General features: G+C 63.4%; 16 protein-coding genes. 9 read left to right on the top strand and 7 right to left on the bottom strand.

Translation table 11 applies throughout. From position 1 onward, the window contains the following. A complete protein-coding gene (gene topA, locus B5526_RS34405; RefSeq protein ID WP_079544091.1) occupies positions 1 to 2,757 on the bottom strand; it encodes a type I DNA topoisomerase in 2,757 nt (918 codons plus the stop codon). Positions 2,758 to 2,979: 222 nt separating this feature from the next. Here topA and B5526_RS34410 point away from each other — a divergent pair, with 222 nt between their 5' ends. After that, the gene (locus B5526_RS34410; protein WP_079544092.1) at positions 2,980 to 3,216 is read left to right on the top strand and encodes a hypothetical protein; all 237 of its coding nucleotides are present in this window, start codon (positions 2,980 to 2,982) and stop codon (positions 3,214 to 3,216) included. A gap of 123 nt (positions 3,217 to 3,339) precedes the next feature. Here B5526_RS34410 and B5526_RS34415 read toward each other — a convergent pair whose 3' ends face one another. Further along, the gene (locus B5526_RS34415; protein WP_079544093.1) at positions 3,340 to 3,816 is read right to left on the bottom strand and encodes a winged helix-turn-helix transcriptional regulator; all 477 of its coding nucleotides are present in this window, start codon (positions 3,814 to 3,816) and stop codon (positions 3,340 to 3,342) included. Positions 3,817 to 3,935: 119 nt separating this feature from the next. On the opposite strand from B5526_RS34415, the gene B5526_RS34420 reads away from it, so the two are divergent. Both B5526_RS34420 and B5526_RS38235 read left to right on the top strand, forming a co-directional pair. Continuing rightward, positions 3,936 to 4,709, top strand: coding sequence for a glucose 1-dehydrogenase (locus B5526_RS34420; protein WP_079544094.1), 774 nt, complete (start codon positions 3,936 to 3,938; stop codon positions 4,707 to 4,709). Positions 4,710 to 4,900: 191 nt separating this feature from the next. Next, entirely contained in the window at positions 4,901 to 5,059 is a 159-nt protein-coding gene (locus tag B5526_RS38235) for a hypothetical protein (RefSeq protein ID WP_154071604.1), read from the top strand. 173 nt (positions 5,060 to 5,232) lie between these two features. On the opposite strand, the gene B5526_RS34425 is transcribed toward B5526_RS38235, so the two are convergent. Then, positions 5,233 to 5,841, bottom strand: coding sequence for an FMN-dependent NADH-azoreductase (locus B5526_RS34425; protein ID WP_079544095.1), 609 nt, complete (start codon positions 5,839 to 5,841; stop codon positions 5,233 to 5,235). 96 nt (positions 5,842 to 5,937) lie between these two features. Here B5526_RS34425 and B5526_RS34430 point away from each other — a divergent pair, with 96 nt between their 5' ends. Beyond that, complete coding sequence (locus B5526_RS34430) at positions 5,938 to 6,339, top strand: winged helix-turn-helix transcriptional regulator (RefSeq protein ID WP_079544096.1); 402 nt, start codon at positions 5,938 to 5,940, stop codon at positions 6,337 to 6,339. A gap of 3 nt (positions 6,340 to 6,342) precedes the next feature. Here B5526_RS34430 and dprA read toward each other — a convergent pair whose 3' ends face one another. Next, a complete protein-coding gene (gene dprA, locus B5526_RS34435) occupies positions 6,343 to 7,470 on the bottom strand; it encodes a DNA-processing protein DprA (RefSeq protein ID WP_154071605.1) in 1,128 nt (375 codons plus the stop codon). Between the two features lie 162 nt (positions 7,471 to 7,632). Between dprA and B5526_RS34440 the strand changes: the two genes are divergently transcribed. After that, the gene (locus B5526_RS34440; protein ID WP_079544097.1) at positions 7,633 to 8,874 is read left to right on the top strand and encodes an amidase; all 1,242 of its coding nucleotides are present in this window, start codon (positions 7,633 to 7,635) and stop codon (positions 8,872 to 8,874) included. A 16-nt stretch (positions 8,875 to 8,890) separates the two neighbouring features. Here B5526_RS34440 and plsY read toward each other — a convergent pair whose 3' ends face one another. The 3 genes from plsY to B5526_RS34455 form a co-directional block, all read right to left on the bottom strand. Further along, entirely contained in the window at positions 8,891 to 9,484 is a 594-nt protein-coding gene (plsY, locus tag B5526_RS34445) for a glycerol-3-phosphate 1-O-acyltransferase PlsY (protein ID WP_079545877.1), read from the bottom strand. 246 nt (positions 9,485 to 9,730) lie between these two features. Next, the gene (locus tag B5526_RS34450) at positions 9,731 to 11,032 is read right to left on the bottom strand and encodes a dihydroorotase (RefSeq protein ID WP_079544098.1); all 1,302 of its coding nucleotides are present in this window, start codon (positions 11,030 to 11,032) and stop codon (positions 9,731 to 9,733) included. A gap of 2 nt (positions 11,033 to 11,034) precedes the next feature. After that, entirely contained in the window at positions 11,035 to 11,988 is a 954-nt protein-coding gene (locus B5526_RS34455; RefSeq protein WP_079544099.1) for an aspartate carbamoyltransferase catalytic subunit, read from the bottom strand. Positions 11,989 to 12,156: 168 nt separating this feature from the next. Here B5526_RS34455 and B5526_RS34460 point away from each other — a divergent pair, with 168 nt between their 5' ends. From B5526_RS34460 to B5526_RS34475, 4 genes are all read left to right on the top strand, one after another. Further along, on the top strand, positions 12,157 to 12,924 hold the full coding sequence (locus B5526_RS34460) for a M15 family metallopeptidase (protein ID WP_079544100.1): 768 nt from the start codon (positions 12,157 to 12,159) through the stop codon (positions 12,922 to 12,924). 181 nt (positions 12,925 to 13,105) lie between these two features. Then, positions 13,106 to 14,749 (top strand): acyl-CoA dehydrogenase family protein, encoded by a 1,644-nt coding sequence (locus B5526_RS34465; RefSeq protein ID WP_079544101.1) that lies wholly within the window; start codon positions 13,106 to 13,108, stop codon positions 14,747 to 14,749. A gap of 203 nt (positions 14,750 to 14,952) precedes the next feature. Further along, positions 14,953 to 15,732, top strand: coding sequence for a CPBP family intramembrane glutamic endopeptidase (locus B5526_RS34470; RefSeq protein WP_079544102.1), 780 nt, complete (start codon positions 14,953 to 14,955; stop codon positions 15,730 to 15,732). A gap of 81 nt (positions 15,733 to 15,813) precedes the next feature. Next, positions 15,814 to 16,545: a CPBP family intramembrane glutamic endopeptidase gene (locus B5526_RS34475; RefSeq protein ID WP_172842170.1), complete on the top strand. Its 732-nt coding sequence runs from the start codon at positions 15,814 to 15,816 to the stop codon at positions 16,543 to 16,545. Positions 16,546 to 16,613 lie beyond the last annotated feature (68 nt).

Consider the following 16,613-nt stretch of genomic DNA (forward strand, 5'->3'; position numbering starts at 1 on the left):
CTATCCCCGGGCCTTGCCCGCGCTTTTCTTCGCGGGCGTTTTGGCGGCTGATGCCGGCTTTGCGACCGAGGTCTTGGCGGCCGGTGTCACCGGCGCGCGCGCCTTGCTGACGGCGTCCGATGTCGGCTTTGCGGCGGATTTCTTGGCCGGCGCCTTCTTGACCGGCTTTGTCACCTTGGTATCGGCCTCAGTCTTGGCAGGTTTCTCCACTTTGGCTTTCTTGGCGCCGCGCTTGGGCTTGCCGCCGCCTTTGGCGACGCGTTCGTCGATCAGCGCGATGGCTTCCGGCAGCGTGATGGTATCCTGCGTCTTGTCGCTCGGGATCGTGGCATTGACGCCACCCGCCGTGACATAGGCACCGTAGCGTCCGCTCTTGACCGCGACCGTGCCCAGCGTCGGATGATCGCCGATCGGTTTTCCCGGGTCGGCGCCGAAGCGGCGGCCGCTCGGGCCCTTTGCGACTTTCTCGGCAATCAGCGTCACCGCGCGGTTGAGCCCGATGTCGAACACCTCGTCGCCGGCCTCCAGGCTCGCATAGGTCTTTTCGTGGCGCACGAACGGCCCAAAGCGGCCGAGACCCGCGGTGATCGGCTCGCCGGTCTCCGGATGCTTGCCGATCTCGCGCGGCAGCGACAGCAGTTTTAAGGCGAGATCAAGCTCGATATCGGAAGGCGAGATGTTTTTCGGAATGCCGGCGCGCTTCGGCTTTTCGCCCTCTGCATAATCCTTTTGCTCGCCGAGCTGGATGTAGGGGCCGAACCGGCCGGCCTTCACCACGACGTCGAGATCGGTCTCCGGATCCTTGCCCAGGATACGGTCGGCGCTGGCTTCGCTATCGGCGGCGAGCGGCCGCGTATAGCGGCACTCCGGATAATTGGAGCAGCCGACGAAAGCGCCGAATTTTCCGGCCTTGAGGTTGAGCTTGCCGTTCCCGCAGCTCGGGCACTGCCTGACATCACCGCCATCCTCGCGCGGCGGGTAAATGTGCGGTCCCAGCATGTCATCGAGTGCATCCAGCACTTGCGTTACCCGCAGGTCCTTGATGTCGTTGACCGCACCAATGAAATCGTCCCAAAAATCCTTCAGCACCTGCTGCCAGGAGATCTCGTTGTTGGAGATGCGGTCGAGCTGCTCTTCCAGATCGGCGGTGAAGTCATACTCCACGTAGCGCCTGAAAAAATTCTCCAGGAACGCGATGACGACGCGGCCCTTGTCCTCGCCATGCAGGCGCTTCTTCTCGAGCTTGACGTAGCCGCGGTCTTTTAAGACCTGCAGGATCGAGGCGTAAGTCGAGGGGCGGCCGATGCCGAGCTCTTCCATGCGTTTTACCAGCGATGCTTCCGAGAATCGCGGCGGCGGCTCGGTAAAATGCTGGGTGACGGCGAGGTCCTGGCGCTTCAGCGCTTCGCCTTCGCTCATGGCGGGGAGGCGGCGGCTGTCCTCGTCATCACCGTCGTCGTCGCGGCCTTCCTGATAGAGCGCCAGAAAACCGTCGAATTTTATCACCTGCCCGGTGGCGCGCAGTTCCAGCACGCGGGCGCCGGCTTTCGCTGTGATATCGACGGTGGTGCGCTCCAGTTCGGCCGATTCCATCTGGCTGGCGATGGTGCGGATCCAGATCAGTTCATAGAGTTTTGCCTGATCGGCATCGAGGCGGCGGCGCATTTCCGCGGGCCGGCGCGACAGATCGGTCGGACGGATCGCTTCGTGCGCTTCCTGCGCGTTCTTGGCTTTGGTCTGGTACTGGCGTGGTGCGTCCGGCACATAGGCGTTGCCGTAATCCTCGCCGATCACTTTGCGCGCCTGGGTGATCGCCGAATTGTCGATCTGGACGCCGTCGGTTCGCATATAGGTGATGAGGCCGGTGGTTTCGCCGCCGATGTCGATGCCTTCATAGAGCCGTTGCGCGATCCGCATGGTGTGCGCCGGCGCAAAGCCGAACTTGCGGCTCGCTTCCTGCTGCAGCGTCGAGGTCGTGAACGGCGCCTGCGGATTGCGCCGCGCCGGTTTTGCCTCCACGGTGGTGACCGTGAAGTTAGCTGCCTCGATCGCCTTCTTGAAATCTTCGGCTTCCGCGCCGCTGCCGATGTCGAGCCTTTGAATCTTCTTGCCGTCGGCGCCGACCAGGCGTGCCTCGAACGCGTCGCCGCGCGGCGTCGTCAGGGTCGCAACCAACGACCAATATTCGCGCGGCACGAATTTCTCGATCTCCAGTTCGCGGTCGCAGACCAGCCGCAGCGCCACCGACTGCACGCGCCCCGCCGAGCGCGCGCCCGGCAGTTTGCGCCACAACACCGGCGAAAGGGTAAAGCCGACCAGATAGTCCAGCGCGCGGCGCGCCATATAGGCATCGACCAGCGCGCCATCGATCTGGCGCGGATGCTTCATCGCGTCGGTGACCGCCTGCTTGGTGATGGCATTGAACACCACGCGCTCGATCTTCTGGTCTTTCAGCGCGCGCTTTTCTTTCAGCACTTCGAGCACGTGCCAGGAGATCGCTTCACCCTCGCGATCGGGGTCGGTGGCGAGGATCAGGCGGTCGGCGCCCTTGATGGCGCGGGCGATGTCGTTGAGCCGGCCGGCGGCCTTGGGGTCGACCTCCCAGATCATCTGGAAATTGGCGTCCGGATCGACCGATCCATTCTTGGCCGGAAGGTCGCGGACATGGCCGAACGAGGCCAGAACCTCATAGGACGAGCCCAAATACTTATTGATCGTCTTGGCCTTTGCAGGCGACTCCACAATGACGATATTCATGTCATTCCAATGGCTTACGGGAAAAATAAAGGCCGGTTCCGCGAGACTCGCGTCGGCCGTTTCGACCCGAACATGGGTGGTGAGGGGCCCCCTGTCAAATCGACAGATGTTGATGGAGGCCGCAGGGGCCGCATTCCCTGGTCAAAAAAGTTGTAAAATGCGTCCCATAGTTGCACTCTCAATAGGAGAATTTTTCCAGAAGACACCTACTGGAAGTCATTTTTGGCCAAGACAAAGCGGGGGCGAACCAGCAGATCCCGGGGCAGGGGCTCGCAAAACGACGAGCCGGTGGGCGATGGCGGGCCGGACGAGGCCACCGCCTTCATTGCCGAAACGACCACCGAGCTGGCCAAACTGGCGCGGCGCCACAAGCTCGGCATGCTGATCCTTCTGCTCGAGATGGCGCAAATGGAAGCGGAGGAGCGTGCCCGGTTGCGCGGCAAGCGGAAGCTGTCGTGAGGGAATGTTTTCTCGTCATGGCCGGGCTCGTCCCGGCCATCCACGTCTTTCTTGCGTTGGGGTTGGAAAGACGTGGATGCCCGGCACAAGGCCGGGCACGACGAGTTGAGGGCGCGGCGCCCCTCACGCTGAAACGCGCCTTGGGCGTTTTGCGCTCGGATTCGGCCGCAGCTCCGTATCGCCGTCGCCGAGCAGCCTTCCATCGCTGGCGCGCAGCTCGAGCTTTCGCACCGGCCGGCCTTTGTCCCGATCGACCAGAAGCGTCGGGAAGCCGCCGCCCTCGGCGGAAAACTCCTCGCTCCATTGCCGGAGCGCGACCAGCACCGGAAACACCCCGCGCCCCTTCGGCGTCAGCACATATTCCTGATAGGCGCTGCCGTCGGAGGCCGGCACCGTCTTGAGAATGCCGTGCTCGACGAGGGCACGCAGCCGCACGGTGAGGATGTTTTTTGCCAGCCCGATGTTCTTCTGGAATTCGCTGAAGCGGCGGAGCCCCAAGAAAGCGTCGCGGATGATCAGGAGCGACCACCAGTCGCCGAACACGTCCAGCGATCGCGCAACCGGGCAATCGGCCTTTTCAAGGCTAGTCCGTTTCACCATCGTGTCCTCCGGCCGTCGATGCTCCCGATCACGGCGTTGTGTGGTTGCATTATGAAACCAGATGCCCTAGATGGCAACCAAGTTTAATAATGCAACCACCTGACCGAAAGAGGATCACCATGCGGCTCGCAAACAAGACGGCATTCATTACCGGCGGCAACAGCGGCATCGGGCTTGCGACCGCGCGGCTGTTCGTGGCCGAAGGCGCCCGCGTCGTTATCACCGGGCGAAATCAGGCGACGCTGGAAGCCGCCGCCAAGGAACTCGGACCGAACGCGCTGCCGATCGTGGCCGACGCAACCGATATCGCGGCCACCGAAAGGGCGATCAAGCAGGCGGTGGAAAAATTCGGCAAGCTCGACATCGTGTTCGCCAATGCCGGCATCAGCGCAAGCACACCGGTGGGTGGTACGTCGCTCGAAACATTCGAGTCCGTGCTCAAGACCAATATCACCGCGGTTTTCTTTACCGTGCAGGCGGCAGCACCGCATCTGAGCGATGGCGCCTCGATTATTCTGAATGGCTCGGTGATCTCAGTGCTCGGCAATCCCGGCTATGCCGCCTATGCCGCCAGCAAGGCCGGCGTTCGCGCCATGGCCCGCGTGATGGCGTCGGAACTGTCGCCGCGCGGCATCCGGGTGAATGTCGTGTCGCCGGGCGGCACCAGCACGCCGATCTGGAACCGCACCGCGCCGACGCCGGAAGCCATCGCGGCTTTGGAAGCGCGCATCGCGAAAGCAATCCCGCTTGGACGCTTCGGCAAGCCGGAACAGGTCGCGAAAACCGTGCTGTTCCTCGCCTCTGACGATGCTTCGAATGTTCAAGGGGCGGAGATTTTCGTCGACGGAGGCGCTACCGCATCCCCCGCTGGCGCGCCGATCTATCGCGGATAAATGGAACTCGACAAAATTTGTGAATCCGATCAGCACGATCGACGATGATCAGCATCGCGATCGTGCTGTTGGTTCCATCGTGCAGCAGAGCTATCTTGCGGAACGCGGCTGACGAATTGAACCTTTGTCGCGGCAGGCCCGACAATCTCAGTGGACGCCAATTTGACCACTGACGCATTGGAGAGCTTGATATGCAGAGGGCCATTAACTTCTTCACACCGATGTCGACATTTACAGCCGCATCGGAGAAAACCGATCGCTCGGTCGATCCCGCCGTGTTGTTTCCCGGAATTTGCCTGGCCGCATTGCTGGTCGCGATCCTCACCGGCGTGCAGGGCGTTTGGCTTTAAACGCCTTCGACAAAATCTCAAATGTTTGTCATGGCCGGGCGTCGTCCCGGCCATCCACGCCGTCCTTAACTCTGCCCCAAGACGTGGATGCCCGGCACAAGTGTTTAGTCCAGGGACATGGCCGGGCATGAGGATGATGGTCGCTTCTATCTGCTGTATTGCGAGTAAGACCGCTACGCCGCGTGAAGATTGGTTGCCGCCTGCAGCGCATCTGCGAGCGCCTTCTCGCGGTGCTCCGGTCCGACCTGCACACCGTCGGCGGAAATCAATTCGAGGTTCTTGACGCCGATGAAGCCGAACACCCAGCGCAAGTAGGTTTCCAGATGTTCGCCGACGGCTGCGGGCGTGCCTGAGCCATAAAATCCGCCGCGCGAGATCGCGATGATGACGCGCTTGTTGCCGGCCAATCCTTCGGCGCCTTGTGCGCCATATTTGAACGTCTTGCCTGCCACCACGATGCGGTCGATCCAGGCCTTGAGCTGGCTCGGGATGGTAAAATTGTACATGGGCGCGCCGAGCACCACGATGTCGGCGGCCAAAAACTCGTCCAGCACGGCCTGACCGGCGGCGAGGTCATGCAATAGCGCGGCCTCGGGCGTAGCCCCTTGGGCGGCGGCAAGATGCGAGCCCGAAAGATGGGCCAGCGGCGTCGAAGTGAGATCCCGATAGACGATTTCAAGACGAGGTGTCGCCTTGCGCAGGCGATCCACGATTGCGGCGGAAACCTGGCGGCTGACGGAATGGGGGCCGAGAACGCTGGAGTCGATATGCAGGAGTTTCATTTGGGTCACCCTTGGTATAAGTTTGTAACTGAGACTATATGAGTGACTGTCCGCAAACCGCGCAAGAACGCACATTTTTGATACAAGAGCACATCAGTGAAACCCGAGCACATCAGAGTACCTGTCCTGCCGCCCCAACCGCATCTCGACAGCGATTGCCGTGGCGTCGCCTCGATCCTGGCGCGGGTCGGCGACAAATGGAGCGTGTTCGTCATCATGCTGCTCGGCGACGGCCCGCGGCGTTTCAACGAGATCAAGCGCATGATCGGCGGCATCTCGCAGCGGATGCTGACCTTGACCTTGCGCGGTCTCGAGCGCGACGGCCTGGTCACGCGCACCGTATTTCCAACCATCCCGCCGCGTGTTGACTATGAACTGACCGATCTCGGACGGGGGCTCTCACACCCGGTGGTGGCGCTCGGCGAATGGGCGAAGGATCATCAGGCCGAGATCGAAGCCGCGCGGGCGCGCTTCGACGGGCGCAATGACACCGGCTGATCGCTAGATCAGCGACACCAGCCCGCCGCCATGGCGTTCGAGACGGCCGGCGAGTTCGAGCTCGAGCAGCACGGTGCGCACGATCGCAGGCGTTGTCCCGGCCATCCGAATGAGATCGTCGAGCAAAATTGGCGTTGGACCGAGTAACGCCACGATGCGGGCGCGATCGGTTGCCTCGGGCTCGGAGGCGAGCGGCTGGTCGTCCGGCTCACGCAGTTCGATCGGCCGTTCCATGATCGGCTCGACCGCGTTGATGACGTCGGCGGCTTCCGTCGTCAGCGTCGCGCCCTGTTTGATCAGGTCGTTGGTGCCGGCGGCGCGCGGATCGAGCGGCGAGCCGGGGACTGCGAACACCTCGCGGCCCTGCTCGGCGGCGATCCTCGCGGTGATCAGCGAGCCCGAGCGATGTGCCGCCTCGACCACGACGACGCCGAGCGCCACCCCCGATATCAGCCGGTTGCGCCTCGGAAAATCCCGTGCGCGCGGCGCATGGCCGAGCGGCATTTCGGAGATCGCCGCGCCTCCGGAGGCGATCAACTCCGCCAGCAGGTCCTGGTGCTCGGGCGGATAAATCCGGTCGTGACCGCCGGCCAGCACGGCGACGGTGCCGCTTTCGATGCTGGCGCGATGCGCCGCCTGGTCGATACCGCGCGCCAGCCCCGAGGCAATGACAAAACCGGCTTCGCCTAGATCGCGCGACAGCGTGCCGGCAAATTTCAGCCCGGCGCCGGAGGCGTTGCGCGAACCGACCACCGCGATGATCGGCCGCATCAACGTATCGAGCGCGCCGCGCACGCCAAGCAGCGGCGGCGCGTCGTCAAGCGTGGCGAGCCGCGGCGGATAGCCGGCTTCGCCCGGCGCGAGAAGCGTGACGCCGAGCCGCTTGCTCGCGGCAAGCTCAGCGCGCGCATCTTCCTCGCTGCAAATCCGCCCCGGACGATCAGCCCCGCCACGCCGCGCCAGATCGGGCAGACGTTGCAGCGCGGTTCGCGCGCTGCCGAAATGACGGATCAGAGAACGAAACGTCCGCGGCCCAACATTGTCGGAGCGGATCAGCCGCAGCCAGTCGATGCGCTCGGCGTCGGTCAGGTGTGTGGTCTCTGAGGTTTGGATGTCCACGCGGTCCCCCATGGGGCAGCATGGATCAACCTGAGCGCGTGGGGAAGGGGGCCCGTCATTTCCCCATGTGCAATTGCGCATCGGGGAATGCGCCATGCGGCGGGCTCGGGCGCTTGCCCGATCCCGAGCCGGTTCGTAAAAGCGGTTCGGTCTCGTTTAAGGGGAAAAATGCCGATGATGTCGCTCGCCGAACTTCAGCGCCGTATCGACCACGGCGATCTTTCGGCCGACGACGCGATAGCCCAGTCGTGTGCGGCCACCGACGAGCGTGACAAGACCATCGGCGCCTTCGTCTGCCGGGCGAAAGGCGCCCGCGCGGCGAGCACAGGTCCCCTGCGTGGCATCGCCGTCGGCATCAAGGACATCATCGATACCTCGGACTTTCCGACCGAAATGGGCTCGACGATCTACCGGGGATGGCGGCCGCGCGCTGATGCGCCCGTGGTGATGATGTTGAAGCAGGCGGGCGCAACGATCGTGGGCAAGACCACGACCACGGCGTTCGCGGCCAACGATCCGACGGCGACACTCAATCCGCACAACCCGGCTCATACGCCGGGCGGGTCTTCGTCGGGCTCGGCGGCGGCCGTAGGCGCCGGCATGATTCCGCTGGCGCTGGGGACGCAGACCGGCGGTTCGGTGATCCGGCCGGCCTCGTTCTGCGGCGTGGCCGCGATCAAGCCGACCTATCGGTTGCTGCCGACCGTCGGCGTAAAATGCTTTTCGTGGACGCTCGACACCGTGGGGCTGTTCGCAGCCGGCGTCAGGGATCTGGCGCACGGGCTTGCGGCCATGACGGGCCGGCCCGAATTGCTGCCCGGAGCGGCGAGCTCAGCCCCGCGCATCGGCGTCGTGATGCAGGATTTTGCCGGCGAGCCGGAGGCAGCCGGCAGCGAGGCATTGCGGATTGCGCTGGCTGCAGCGGAACGCGCCGGCGCGTCGGTTCGCGCGCTGGCTCTGCCGGAGATCATTGCGGAAGCATGGCGCATCCACCCGACCGTGCAGCAATTCGAGGCGCACCAGGCATTCGCATGGGAATATCGCGTCAATTACGACGCCATGCCGCCTTTGCTGCGGGGCAGGCTCGACGAAAGCAGGGGCACGACGCCTGCCGAATACGACGAGGCGCGACGGATCGCGGATCGGGCTCGAGCCGCATTGGCCGCCATCTTCGAGGACATCGACGTCCTGCTGACGTTCTCCGCACCAGGTGCCGCGCCAAAGGGATTGGCATCGACGGGCGATGCGCGTTTCAACCGGCTCTGGACGCTGATGGGGACCCCTTGCGTCAATGTTCCCGCCACGATCGCCGAGGGCGGATTGCCGGTGGGCGTGCAGGTGATCGCCGGATTTGGCGACGACGCGGGAGCGCTTGAGGCTGCGCGCTTCGTTGAAGAGGCGCTGGCGCGGGGATGACGGGAGAGAGGGTGACTTACTTCTCCCCGATCCGCCCTTCGGTCCCCGCCTGCAACCGCTTGATATTTTCGCGGTGCATGTAGAACAGCAATAGCGTCAGCACGACGAACAGCGAGGCCAATTCGGGATGGCCGAACCACCACAGGAAAATCGGCGTGATGAAACTCGCAACCAAGGCCGACAGCGAGGAGTAGCGCGTGGTCACGGCGGTCGCGAGCCATAGCACGCAAAACACCAGGGCGGCGGGGGGGAACATCCCGATCAGCACGCCGATATAAACCGCGACACCCTTGCCACCCCTGAAGTTGAGCCACACCGGAAACAGATGGCCAAGAAAAGCGCCGAGGGCCGCCAGCATCGCTGCGTTAAAGCCGCCGAAATAGTTGGCGATCAGCACCGCGGCGGTGCCCTTGAGCATGTCGCAGATCAGCGTCGCCGCGGCGAGGCCCTTGCGGCCGGTGCGCAGCACGTTGGTGGCGCCGATATTGCCGGAGCCGATCGAGCGCAGATCCTGGGTTCCGGCGAGTTTTGTCAGAATCAGACCGAACGGGATCGAGCCCAAGAGATAGCCGAGCCCGAACGCAACGACCAGGAAGGCGTCACTAGACATCGCGGTTGCTCCCGTCCCTGCATATTTCCCGCGCATCGGTTGCGCCTATTAGCGGATTGTTAACCATAAATCTGGATCGTGGCGCGGATATTAAGGGAGATTAACATGCCGCTTGCGCGCAGGCGATTCGAACTGATTTTCCTCGGTCTCTATCTTGCGGCCATCCTCGTCGGCACATCGATGGAAGCGCTGACGCAAATGCTGGCGCGCTGAAGTCGCCGGCGCCGCTCTTCCGCTCATTGGGCTTCAGACGAGTTCATAGACCGTCCGTCCGCCCACAATCGTGCGCACGACACGGCCCGAGAAGCGGGCTTCGTCGAACGGCGTGTTCTTGCATTGCGATTTGAGATCGGCGGGGTCGAGCACCCATGGCGTGTCCGGATCGATCACGATGACATCGGCAGGCGCGCCCGGACGCAAAGTTCCGCCGGGCAGGCCCAGCAACTCGGCCGGGCGCGTCGACATCGCGCGGATCAGCGTCGTAAAATCCATGTCGCCATTGTGGATCAGCCGCAGGCCTGCCGGCAGCATGGTCTGCAGCCCGATCGCGCCCGCGGCGGCTTCCGCGAACGGCAGCCGCTTGACTTCGACGTCCTGCGGATTGTGATCGGACATGATGACGTCGATCAGTCCGGAGGCAACCGCTGCGACCAGCGCCTGCCGGTCCTCTTCGGTGCGCAGCGGCGGCGATAGTTTTAAGAACGTCCGGTAGGGGCCGATGTCGTTCTCGTTCAGCGTCAGATGGTTGATCGACACCGAGGCGGAGACCGCAAGACCGGCGTCGCGGGCGCGCTTCAAAATTTCCAGCGACTCGATGCAGCTCAGCGAGGCCGCGTGATAGCGCCCGCCGGTTAAGGCCACCAGGCGCATGTCGCGCTCCAGCATCACCGCTTCGGCGGCGTTAGGGATGCCGACCAGGCCGAGGCGCGCCGCAAATTCGCCTTCGTTCATGACGCCTTCGCCGACCAGATCAGGATCCTCGGTGTGGTGCACGATCAGCGCGTCGAAATCCCGCGCATAGGTCAGCGCGCGGCGCATCACCTGCGCATTGGTGACGCTGGTCTCGCCATCGGTGAAGGCGACGGCGCCTGCCGCCTTCAACAGGCCGATCTCGGTCATTTCCGCACCCAGCAGGCCTTTTGTCAGCGCCGCCATCGGATGAATGTTGACGATGGCGGTGTCGCGGGCGCGGCGCAGGACAAAATCCACCGTCGCCGAATTGTCGATGACGGGCGAGGTATCCGGCTGGCAGATGATGGTGGTGATGCCGCCGGTTGCCGCCGCCTGGCTTGCGGAGGCAAAGGTTTCCCGGTGGCTGGCGCCGGGCTCACCGACAAAGGCGCGCATGTCGACGAGCCCGGGTGCAACGATCTTGCCGGCGCAATTGACGATGTCGGTCCCTTCGGGAACGCCGGCCGCGCCGATGCCGCGCCGGGACTCGCGGATCACGCCGTCGGCAATCAGCACGTCGCCGATACCGTCGAAATCGCGCGAGGGATCGATCAGGCGGGCGTTGGCGAGCAGGATCGGGCGGCGATCGGTCAACATTCTTAAGCGTTCGGCAGGTTGCGGGCGAGCGCTTCCAGCACCGCCATCCGCACCGCCACTCCCATTTCGACCTGCTCGCGGATCAGCGACTGCGCGCCGTCGGCGACAATGGAGTCGATCTCGACGCCGCGGTTCATCGGCCCCGGATGCATCACCAGCGCATCGGGCTTGGCGTAGGCCAGCTTCTTCTGGTCGAGGCCAAAATAGTGAAAATATTCCTGGCTTGACGGCACGAACGAGCCGTTCATGCGCTCGCGCTGCAGCCGCAGCATCATCACAATGTCCGCGCCGTCGAGACCCTGGCGCATGTCGCGGGCAACCTCGACCCCCATCCGCTCGATGCCGCGCGGCAGAAGCGTCGACGGCGCGACCACGCGGACGCGGGCGCCCATGGTGTTGAGCAGGATGATATTGGAGCGCGCCACCCGCGAATGCATGACGTCGCCGCAGATCGCGATCACGAGCCCCTCGAGCCGGCCCTTGTTGCGGCGGATGGTGAGCGCATCGAGCAGCGCCTGGGTGGGATGCTCATGGGCGCCGTCGCCGGCATTGATCACGGAACCGTCAACCTTGCGCGCCAAAAGTTCCACCGCGCCGGAGGCATGGTGCCGCACCACCAGGATGTCCGGGTGCATGGCGTTGAGCGTCACCGCGGTATCGACCAGGGTTTCGCCCTTGCGCATCGAGGAGGAGGACACCGACATGTTCATGACGTCGGCACCCAACCTTTTGCCGGCGATTTCGAACGAGGATTGCGTACGGGTCGAGGCCTCGAAGAACAGATTGATCTGGGTGCGGCCGCGCAGCGAGGTGCGCTTTTTGTCGACCTGGCGGTTGAGCTCGACATATTCCTCGGAGAGATCGAGCAGGCCGGTGATGTCGTCGGCGGAAAGCCCCTCAATGCCCAGCAGGTGCCGGTGACCGAGGACGAAGGTCGATTTCGATTTAGGGGTCATTAAAGCGAGAGCTATAGGCAGAGATGCAGAGCGGGGCAAGGGCGAATAGGGGGCTAAAGAGTTTTCCCCGGTTTCGTCGTGCCCGCGCTTGTCGCGGGCATCCACGTCTTCTTTCACTATTAACCGTAAAAAAGACGTGGATGGCCGGGACAAGCCCGGCCATGACGAATGGAGGGATTGGCCCTCGTGAAAGTAATTGTGATCGCGCTTGCTGTCGTTGCCTTCGCCTCGCCAGCGACCGGGCAGAGCCTGCCCGGCGGTTTTGTCTATCTGCGCGACATCGATCCGACCATCCTCGAGGACATCCGATATGCCGGATCGAATAATTTCGTCGGCCGGCCGCTTGCCGGCTACGAGGCGGCCGACTGCGTCGTGAAGCGCGACGTAGGGCTTGCGCTGGCGCGCGCGCAGCGGGAACTCGCGCCGCAACACCTGTCATTGAAGATGCTGGATTGTTACCGCCCGGCGCGCGCGGTGCACGATATGGTGATATGGGCGCAGAACGGCCGGGAGACGCCGGCCGAGCGGCGGTATAATCCGGCGTTCCGCAAGAAGGACCTGTTCCGGCTCGGCTACATCGCCGAGCATTCCGGCCATTCCACCGGTGCCGCGGTCGACCTGACCTTGGTGGATTTGAAGGCCGACAATTCAGCCGCCTTCGATCCCGGCAGAGCCTACGCCGACTGCACCGCGCCCACCAGCGCCCGCGCGCCGGAAGCAAGCGTCGATATGGGTACCGGTTATGATTGTTCCGACGTCAAGGCGCACACCGCGGCGCGGTTGATCACCTCGGACCAGCGGCGGTGGCGGAACGTGCTGGTTTCGGCCATGGCGAAGCAAGGTTTTGTAAATTATTCGAAGGAATGGTGGCATTTTTCGCTGCCGGGTGCGGGCGGGCCCGCGTATGATTTTCCGATCGAGGCGCGATTCAGATAGAGTTTCGTCAATCTTCACCTCTCCCCCCGTTGGAGAGGTCGGATCGCATCGAAGATGCGATCCGGGTGAGGGGTTACGGCCTATCGATAGACCGTGACCCCTCACCCCAACCCACTCCCACAGGGGGAGAGGGAGCTCACCGCCGTCGTTGCAACATAGTGCCTTCGATCAGGAAAGTTCGATGACGCAAGCCACATTCGCCACCCACGAGGTGTTCAATCAGTCGCCGCCGTTCGAGGACGTCGATCTGTACGCGCTGGACCGGCCGCTGGCGGAGGCCGTCGCGGCCAATGGCGGCAAAGATGCGGAGAAAGAATTATCCGCATTCGGGCAGCACTGGGGGTCAGCCGCGATGGCGGCGCGGGGCCGCGTCGCCAATGAGAACAGCCCCAAGCTTCGTACGTTCGACGCCCGCGGCGTCAGGCGCGACGAGGTCGAGTTTCACCCAGCCTATCACGAATTGATGGCGCGTAGCGCCCATGCCGGCATGCACAATTCGACCTGGACCGCCGACGGCAAGCCGGCCGGAGGTGCTTCCGAAGTCGTGCGTGCCGCAAAATTCTATATGGCAGCAGGAGTCGAGACCGGGCATCTATGCCCGATCACCATGACGCGCGCCTCGGTCGCGGCACTGGCGGCGCAGCCGGATCTGCTGGCGAAGGTGATGCCGGTCATCGCCACGCGCGCCTACGATCCAAGCTTCGCGCCGTGGCCGACCAAACGCGGCGTGACGCTCGGCATGGGCATGACCGAGAAGCAGGGCGGCACTGACGTGCGCTCGAACATGACCCGGGCTGCGCGCGACGGCGACGCCTATTCCGTCACCGGGCATAAATGGTTCATGTCGGCGCCGATGTGCGACGCTTTTCTGGTGCTGGCGCAGGCCGATGACGGCCTGACCTGTTTCTTCATGCCGCGCTTCAGGCCGGACGGATCGGTGAATGCGATTCAGTTCCAGCGTTTGAAGGACAAGCTCGGCAACCGCTCCAACGCATCCTCGGAAGTCGAGTTCCATGGTACCCATGCCCTGCGCGTCGGCGACGAGGGCAAGGGCATCCGCACCATCATCCAGATGGTGCAATTGACGCGGCAGGATTGCGCGATCGCCTCCGCCGGCCTGATGCGGTCCGGGCTTGCGCATGCGCTGCATCACGCGCGGCATCGCAGCGTATTCCAAAAACATCTCGCCGATCAGCCGCTGATGCAGGCGGTGCTTTCGGACATGGCGCTGCATGTCGAGGCGACGATTGCGCTGGTGATGCGGCTCTGCCGTTCGTTCGACCGCGCGCCGCAGGAAGCGGGCGAGGCGGCCTATATGCGGCTGTTGACGCCCGCCATAAAATACTGGGTCTGCAAAAGCGCGCCGGGATTTTTGTACGAGGCGATGGAGTGCCTTGGCGGCAACGGCTATGTCGAAGAGGGCATTTTGGCGCGGCATTTTCGCGAGTCGCCGGTCAATGCGATCTGGGAAGGCTCGGGCAATGTCATGTGCCTCGACGTGCTGCGGGCGTTGTCGCGCGAGCCCGAGGCGGCTTCGGCCGTATTGCAGGGCCTGGCCGGGCAAACCAAGGGCCTGCCGGGCGCAAGCGAGGCGGTCGTGTTCATCGGCAAGGTTTTTCGAAGGCCGGATGGCGAGCGCGTGGCGCGGCTTGCGGTCGAGAAGCTTGCACTGCTCGCGGCCGCGGCCGCGCTTCAAGACGCATCGCCGCATCAGGCGGAGCTGTTCGCGCGCACCCGGCTTGCTCAGAACCACGCCAGCATGTTCGGCGCCGTCGATCTCGCGGCCAACGATATCAGGGGTCTCCTGGAGCGGGCGCTGCCGTGATGACGGACCAATTGCCGCGCGTCTTTGTCATGGCCGGGCAAAAGCGCGAAGCGCGTCTTCGCGCAGATGTCCCGGCCATCACGTCTTTCACTCGCATTCAAGAAAGACGTGGATGCCCGGCATCGCAGACAAGTTTACGCAGTCTGCGCAAGGCAGACTGCTTTGGCCGGACATGACGGCAACTAACATTTGAAAGTCGATTGATGGATTCCCTCACTCCCGCCGATCCGGTAACGCCCGCCCCGATCATCCGCACCGAACGCCCGCCACGCATCTGGAAATTCTGGGGCACCCTGCTGTGGGGCCTGTTCGTCTTTGCCGCGATGTTCGTCGGACAGCTCGCGGTCATCGGATGGTTCATCCTGCGGCAGGAGGGGCCGCTCGATATGGCCGCCATGATCCGTGTCGTCGGCGGTGGCCTCACAATTTCGCTGTCCGTGATCACAGGTTTGCCCGCTGTTCTCGCCGCGCTGTGGGTTGCGATCCGCATCTCCGGCACGCCGTTTGCCGATTATCTCGCGTTGCGCTGGCCATCGTGGCGCAGCCTTCTGTTCGGTGCTATCGCGCTGTTCGTGCTGGTGATGGGCTGGGACATGGTCTCGCGCGCGACCGGCCGCGAGGTCGAACCCGGGTTCATGGGCGATGTCCTGAAATCGGCGCGCGCCGCCGGCGCGCTGTGGCTGTTGCTGTTCGCCTTCTGCGTCGCGGCGCCGATCTCGGAGGAATTTTTCGCCCGCGGCTTTCTCTACCGCGGCTGGTCGGAGTCGTTTCTTGGGCCGATAGGCGCCATCTTCCTGTCGTCGCTGGTATGGACGGTGCTGCATCTGCAATATGACTGGTTCTTCCTATGCGAAGTGTTTTCGATCGGGCTGTTGCTCGGCTATCTCCGCTATCGCTTCAATTCGACCTGGCTGACGGTCATCCTGCACGGGATGAATAATTTTGCCGCGGTGGTGCAGACCATCCTGCTGACCGGGCAGTAACGAGCTGCCGGTTTCGAACCGGCCCGAAGCTCGGTGCGACCAAAGCCTATGTCATCGGTCGAAACGCATTTACCGCCAATCATGGCCACGCCGCGCTTGCCCCGCACCTGGTATTTTCTGGGCACCGCGATCTTCGGGCTGCTTGCCTATGGCGTGATGTTGCTTGCACAGACACTAATGCTGATCGCGGCGGCGATCCGATATGGCTTATCCTCCGAAGCGGAGTTCAGAGAGTTCTTTCATCAAGCTGGCCCCATGGCCGCTATGACCATCGCCGCAAGCCCATTCGTGCTTGCTGTGCTCTGGATCGCGATCCGGATCGCCCGGCGCCGATTCGCGAGTTACCTCGCGCTGCGCTGGCCGAGCCGTGGCGCGCTTGCGCGCGGTCTCGCGATCACATTCGGTTTTTTTCTGGTGTGGAAGCTGCTTTCCTATCTCGTGGGGCAGCAGACACCTGCCTTCGTGGTCGATATGTACCGGACCGGGAAAGACGCCGGATCGTTGTGGCTGGTGCTGATTGCATTGTGCGTCGCTGCGCCAATTACCGAAGAATTTACGGTGCGCGGCTTCCTTTTTCGCGGCTGGTCGAAATCGTTCCTCGGTCCCACCGGCGCCATTGTCCTGTCATCGGCGCTTTGGGCGGCCATGCACCAGCAGTATAATTGGTACTATATTTCGCAAATCTTCCTCGTCGGGCTGATTTTCGGTTATCTGCGATATCGCAGCAATTCGACATGGCTCACGGTGATGACTCACGGGTTCTTCAACCTCGCGGTCATTCTGTGGACCGCGGTGATGGTCGCTTATTTCTGATCTTTGCTTCGACACACATCCTGGGACGATCAGCAGGCGAGCTGCCACAGGCGCCGCAAGAACGACCC

The sequence above is a fragment of the Bradyrhizobium lablabi genome (assembly GCF_900141755.1).
In the GTDB taxonomy this organism is placed as follows: domain Bacteria; phylum Pseudomonadota; class Alphaproteobacteria; order Rhizobiales; family Xanthobacteraceae; genus Bradyrhizobium; species Bradyrhizobium lablabi_A.

What these genes read in the sequence shown, in the direction of transcription:
- topA (WP_079544091.1), bottom strand. Translation starts at nt 2,757, where the DNA reads ATGAATATCGTCATTGTGGAGTCGCCTGCAAAGGCCAAGACGATCAAT.
- B5526_RS34415 (WP_079544093.1), bottom strand. Translation starts at nt 3,816, where the DNA reads ATGGTGAAACGGACTAGCCTTGAAAAGGCCGATTGCCCGGTTGCGCGA.
- B5526_RS34420 (WP_079544094.1), top strand. Translation starts at nt 3,936, where the DNA reads ATGCGGCTCGCAAACAAGACGGCATTCATTACCGGCGGCAACAGCGGC.
- B5526_RS38235 (WP_154071604.1), top strand. Translation starts at nt 4,901, where the DNA reads ATGCAGAGGGCCATTAACTTCTTCACACCGATGTCGACATTTACAGCC.
- B5526_RS34425 (WP_079544095.1), bottom strand. Translation starts at nt 5,841, where the DNA reads ATGAAACTCCTGCATATCGACTCCAGCGTTCTCGGCCCCCATTCCGTC.
- dprA (WP_154071605.1), bottom strand. Translation starts at nt 7,470, where the DNA reads ATGGGGGACCGCGTGGACATCCAAACCTCAGAGACCACACACCTGACC.
- B5526_RS34440 (WP_079544097.1), top strand. Translation starts at nt 7,633, where the DNA reads ATGATGTCGCTCGCCGAACTTCAGCGCCGTATCGACCACGGCGATCTT.
- plsY (WP_079545877.1), bottom strand. Translation starts at nt 9,484, where the DNA reads ATGTCTAGTGACGCCTTCCTGGTCGTTGCGTTCGGGCTCGGCTATCTC.
- B5526_RS34450 (WP_079544098.1), bottom strand. Translation starts at nt 11,032, where the DNA reads ATGTTGACCGATCGCCGCCCGATCCTGCTCGCCAACGCCCGCCTGATC.
- B5526_RS34455 (WP_079544099.1), bottom strand. Translation starts at nt 11,988, where the DNA reads ATGACCCCTAAATCGAAATCGACCTTCGTCCTCGGTCACCGGCACCTG.
- B5526_RS34460 (WP_079544100.1), top strand. Translation starts at nt 12,157, where the DNA reads ATGGAGGGATTGGCCCTCGTGAAAGTAATTGTGATCGCGCTTGCTGTC.
- B5526_RS34465 (WP_079544101.1), top strand. Translation starts at nt 13,106, where the DNA reads ATGACGCAAGCCACATTCGCCACCCACGAGGTGTTCAATCAGTCGCCG.
- B5526_RS34470 (WP_079544102.1), top strand. Translation starts at nt 14,953, where the DNA reads ATGGATTCCCTCACTCCCGCCGATCCGGTAACGCCCGCCCCGATCATC.
- B5526_RS34475 (WP_172842170.1), top strand. Translation starts at nt 15,814, where the DNA reads ATGGCCACGCCGCGCTTGCCCCGCACCTGGTATTTTCTGGGCACCGCG.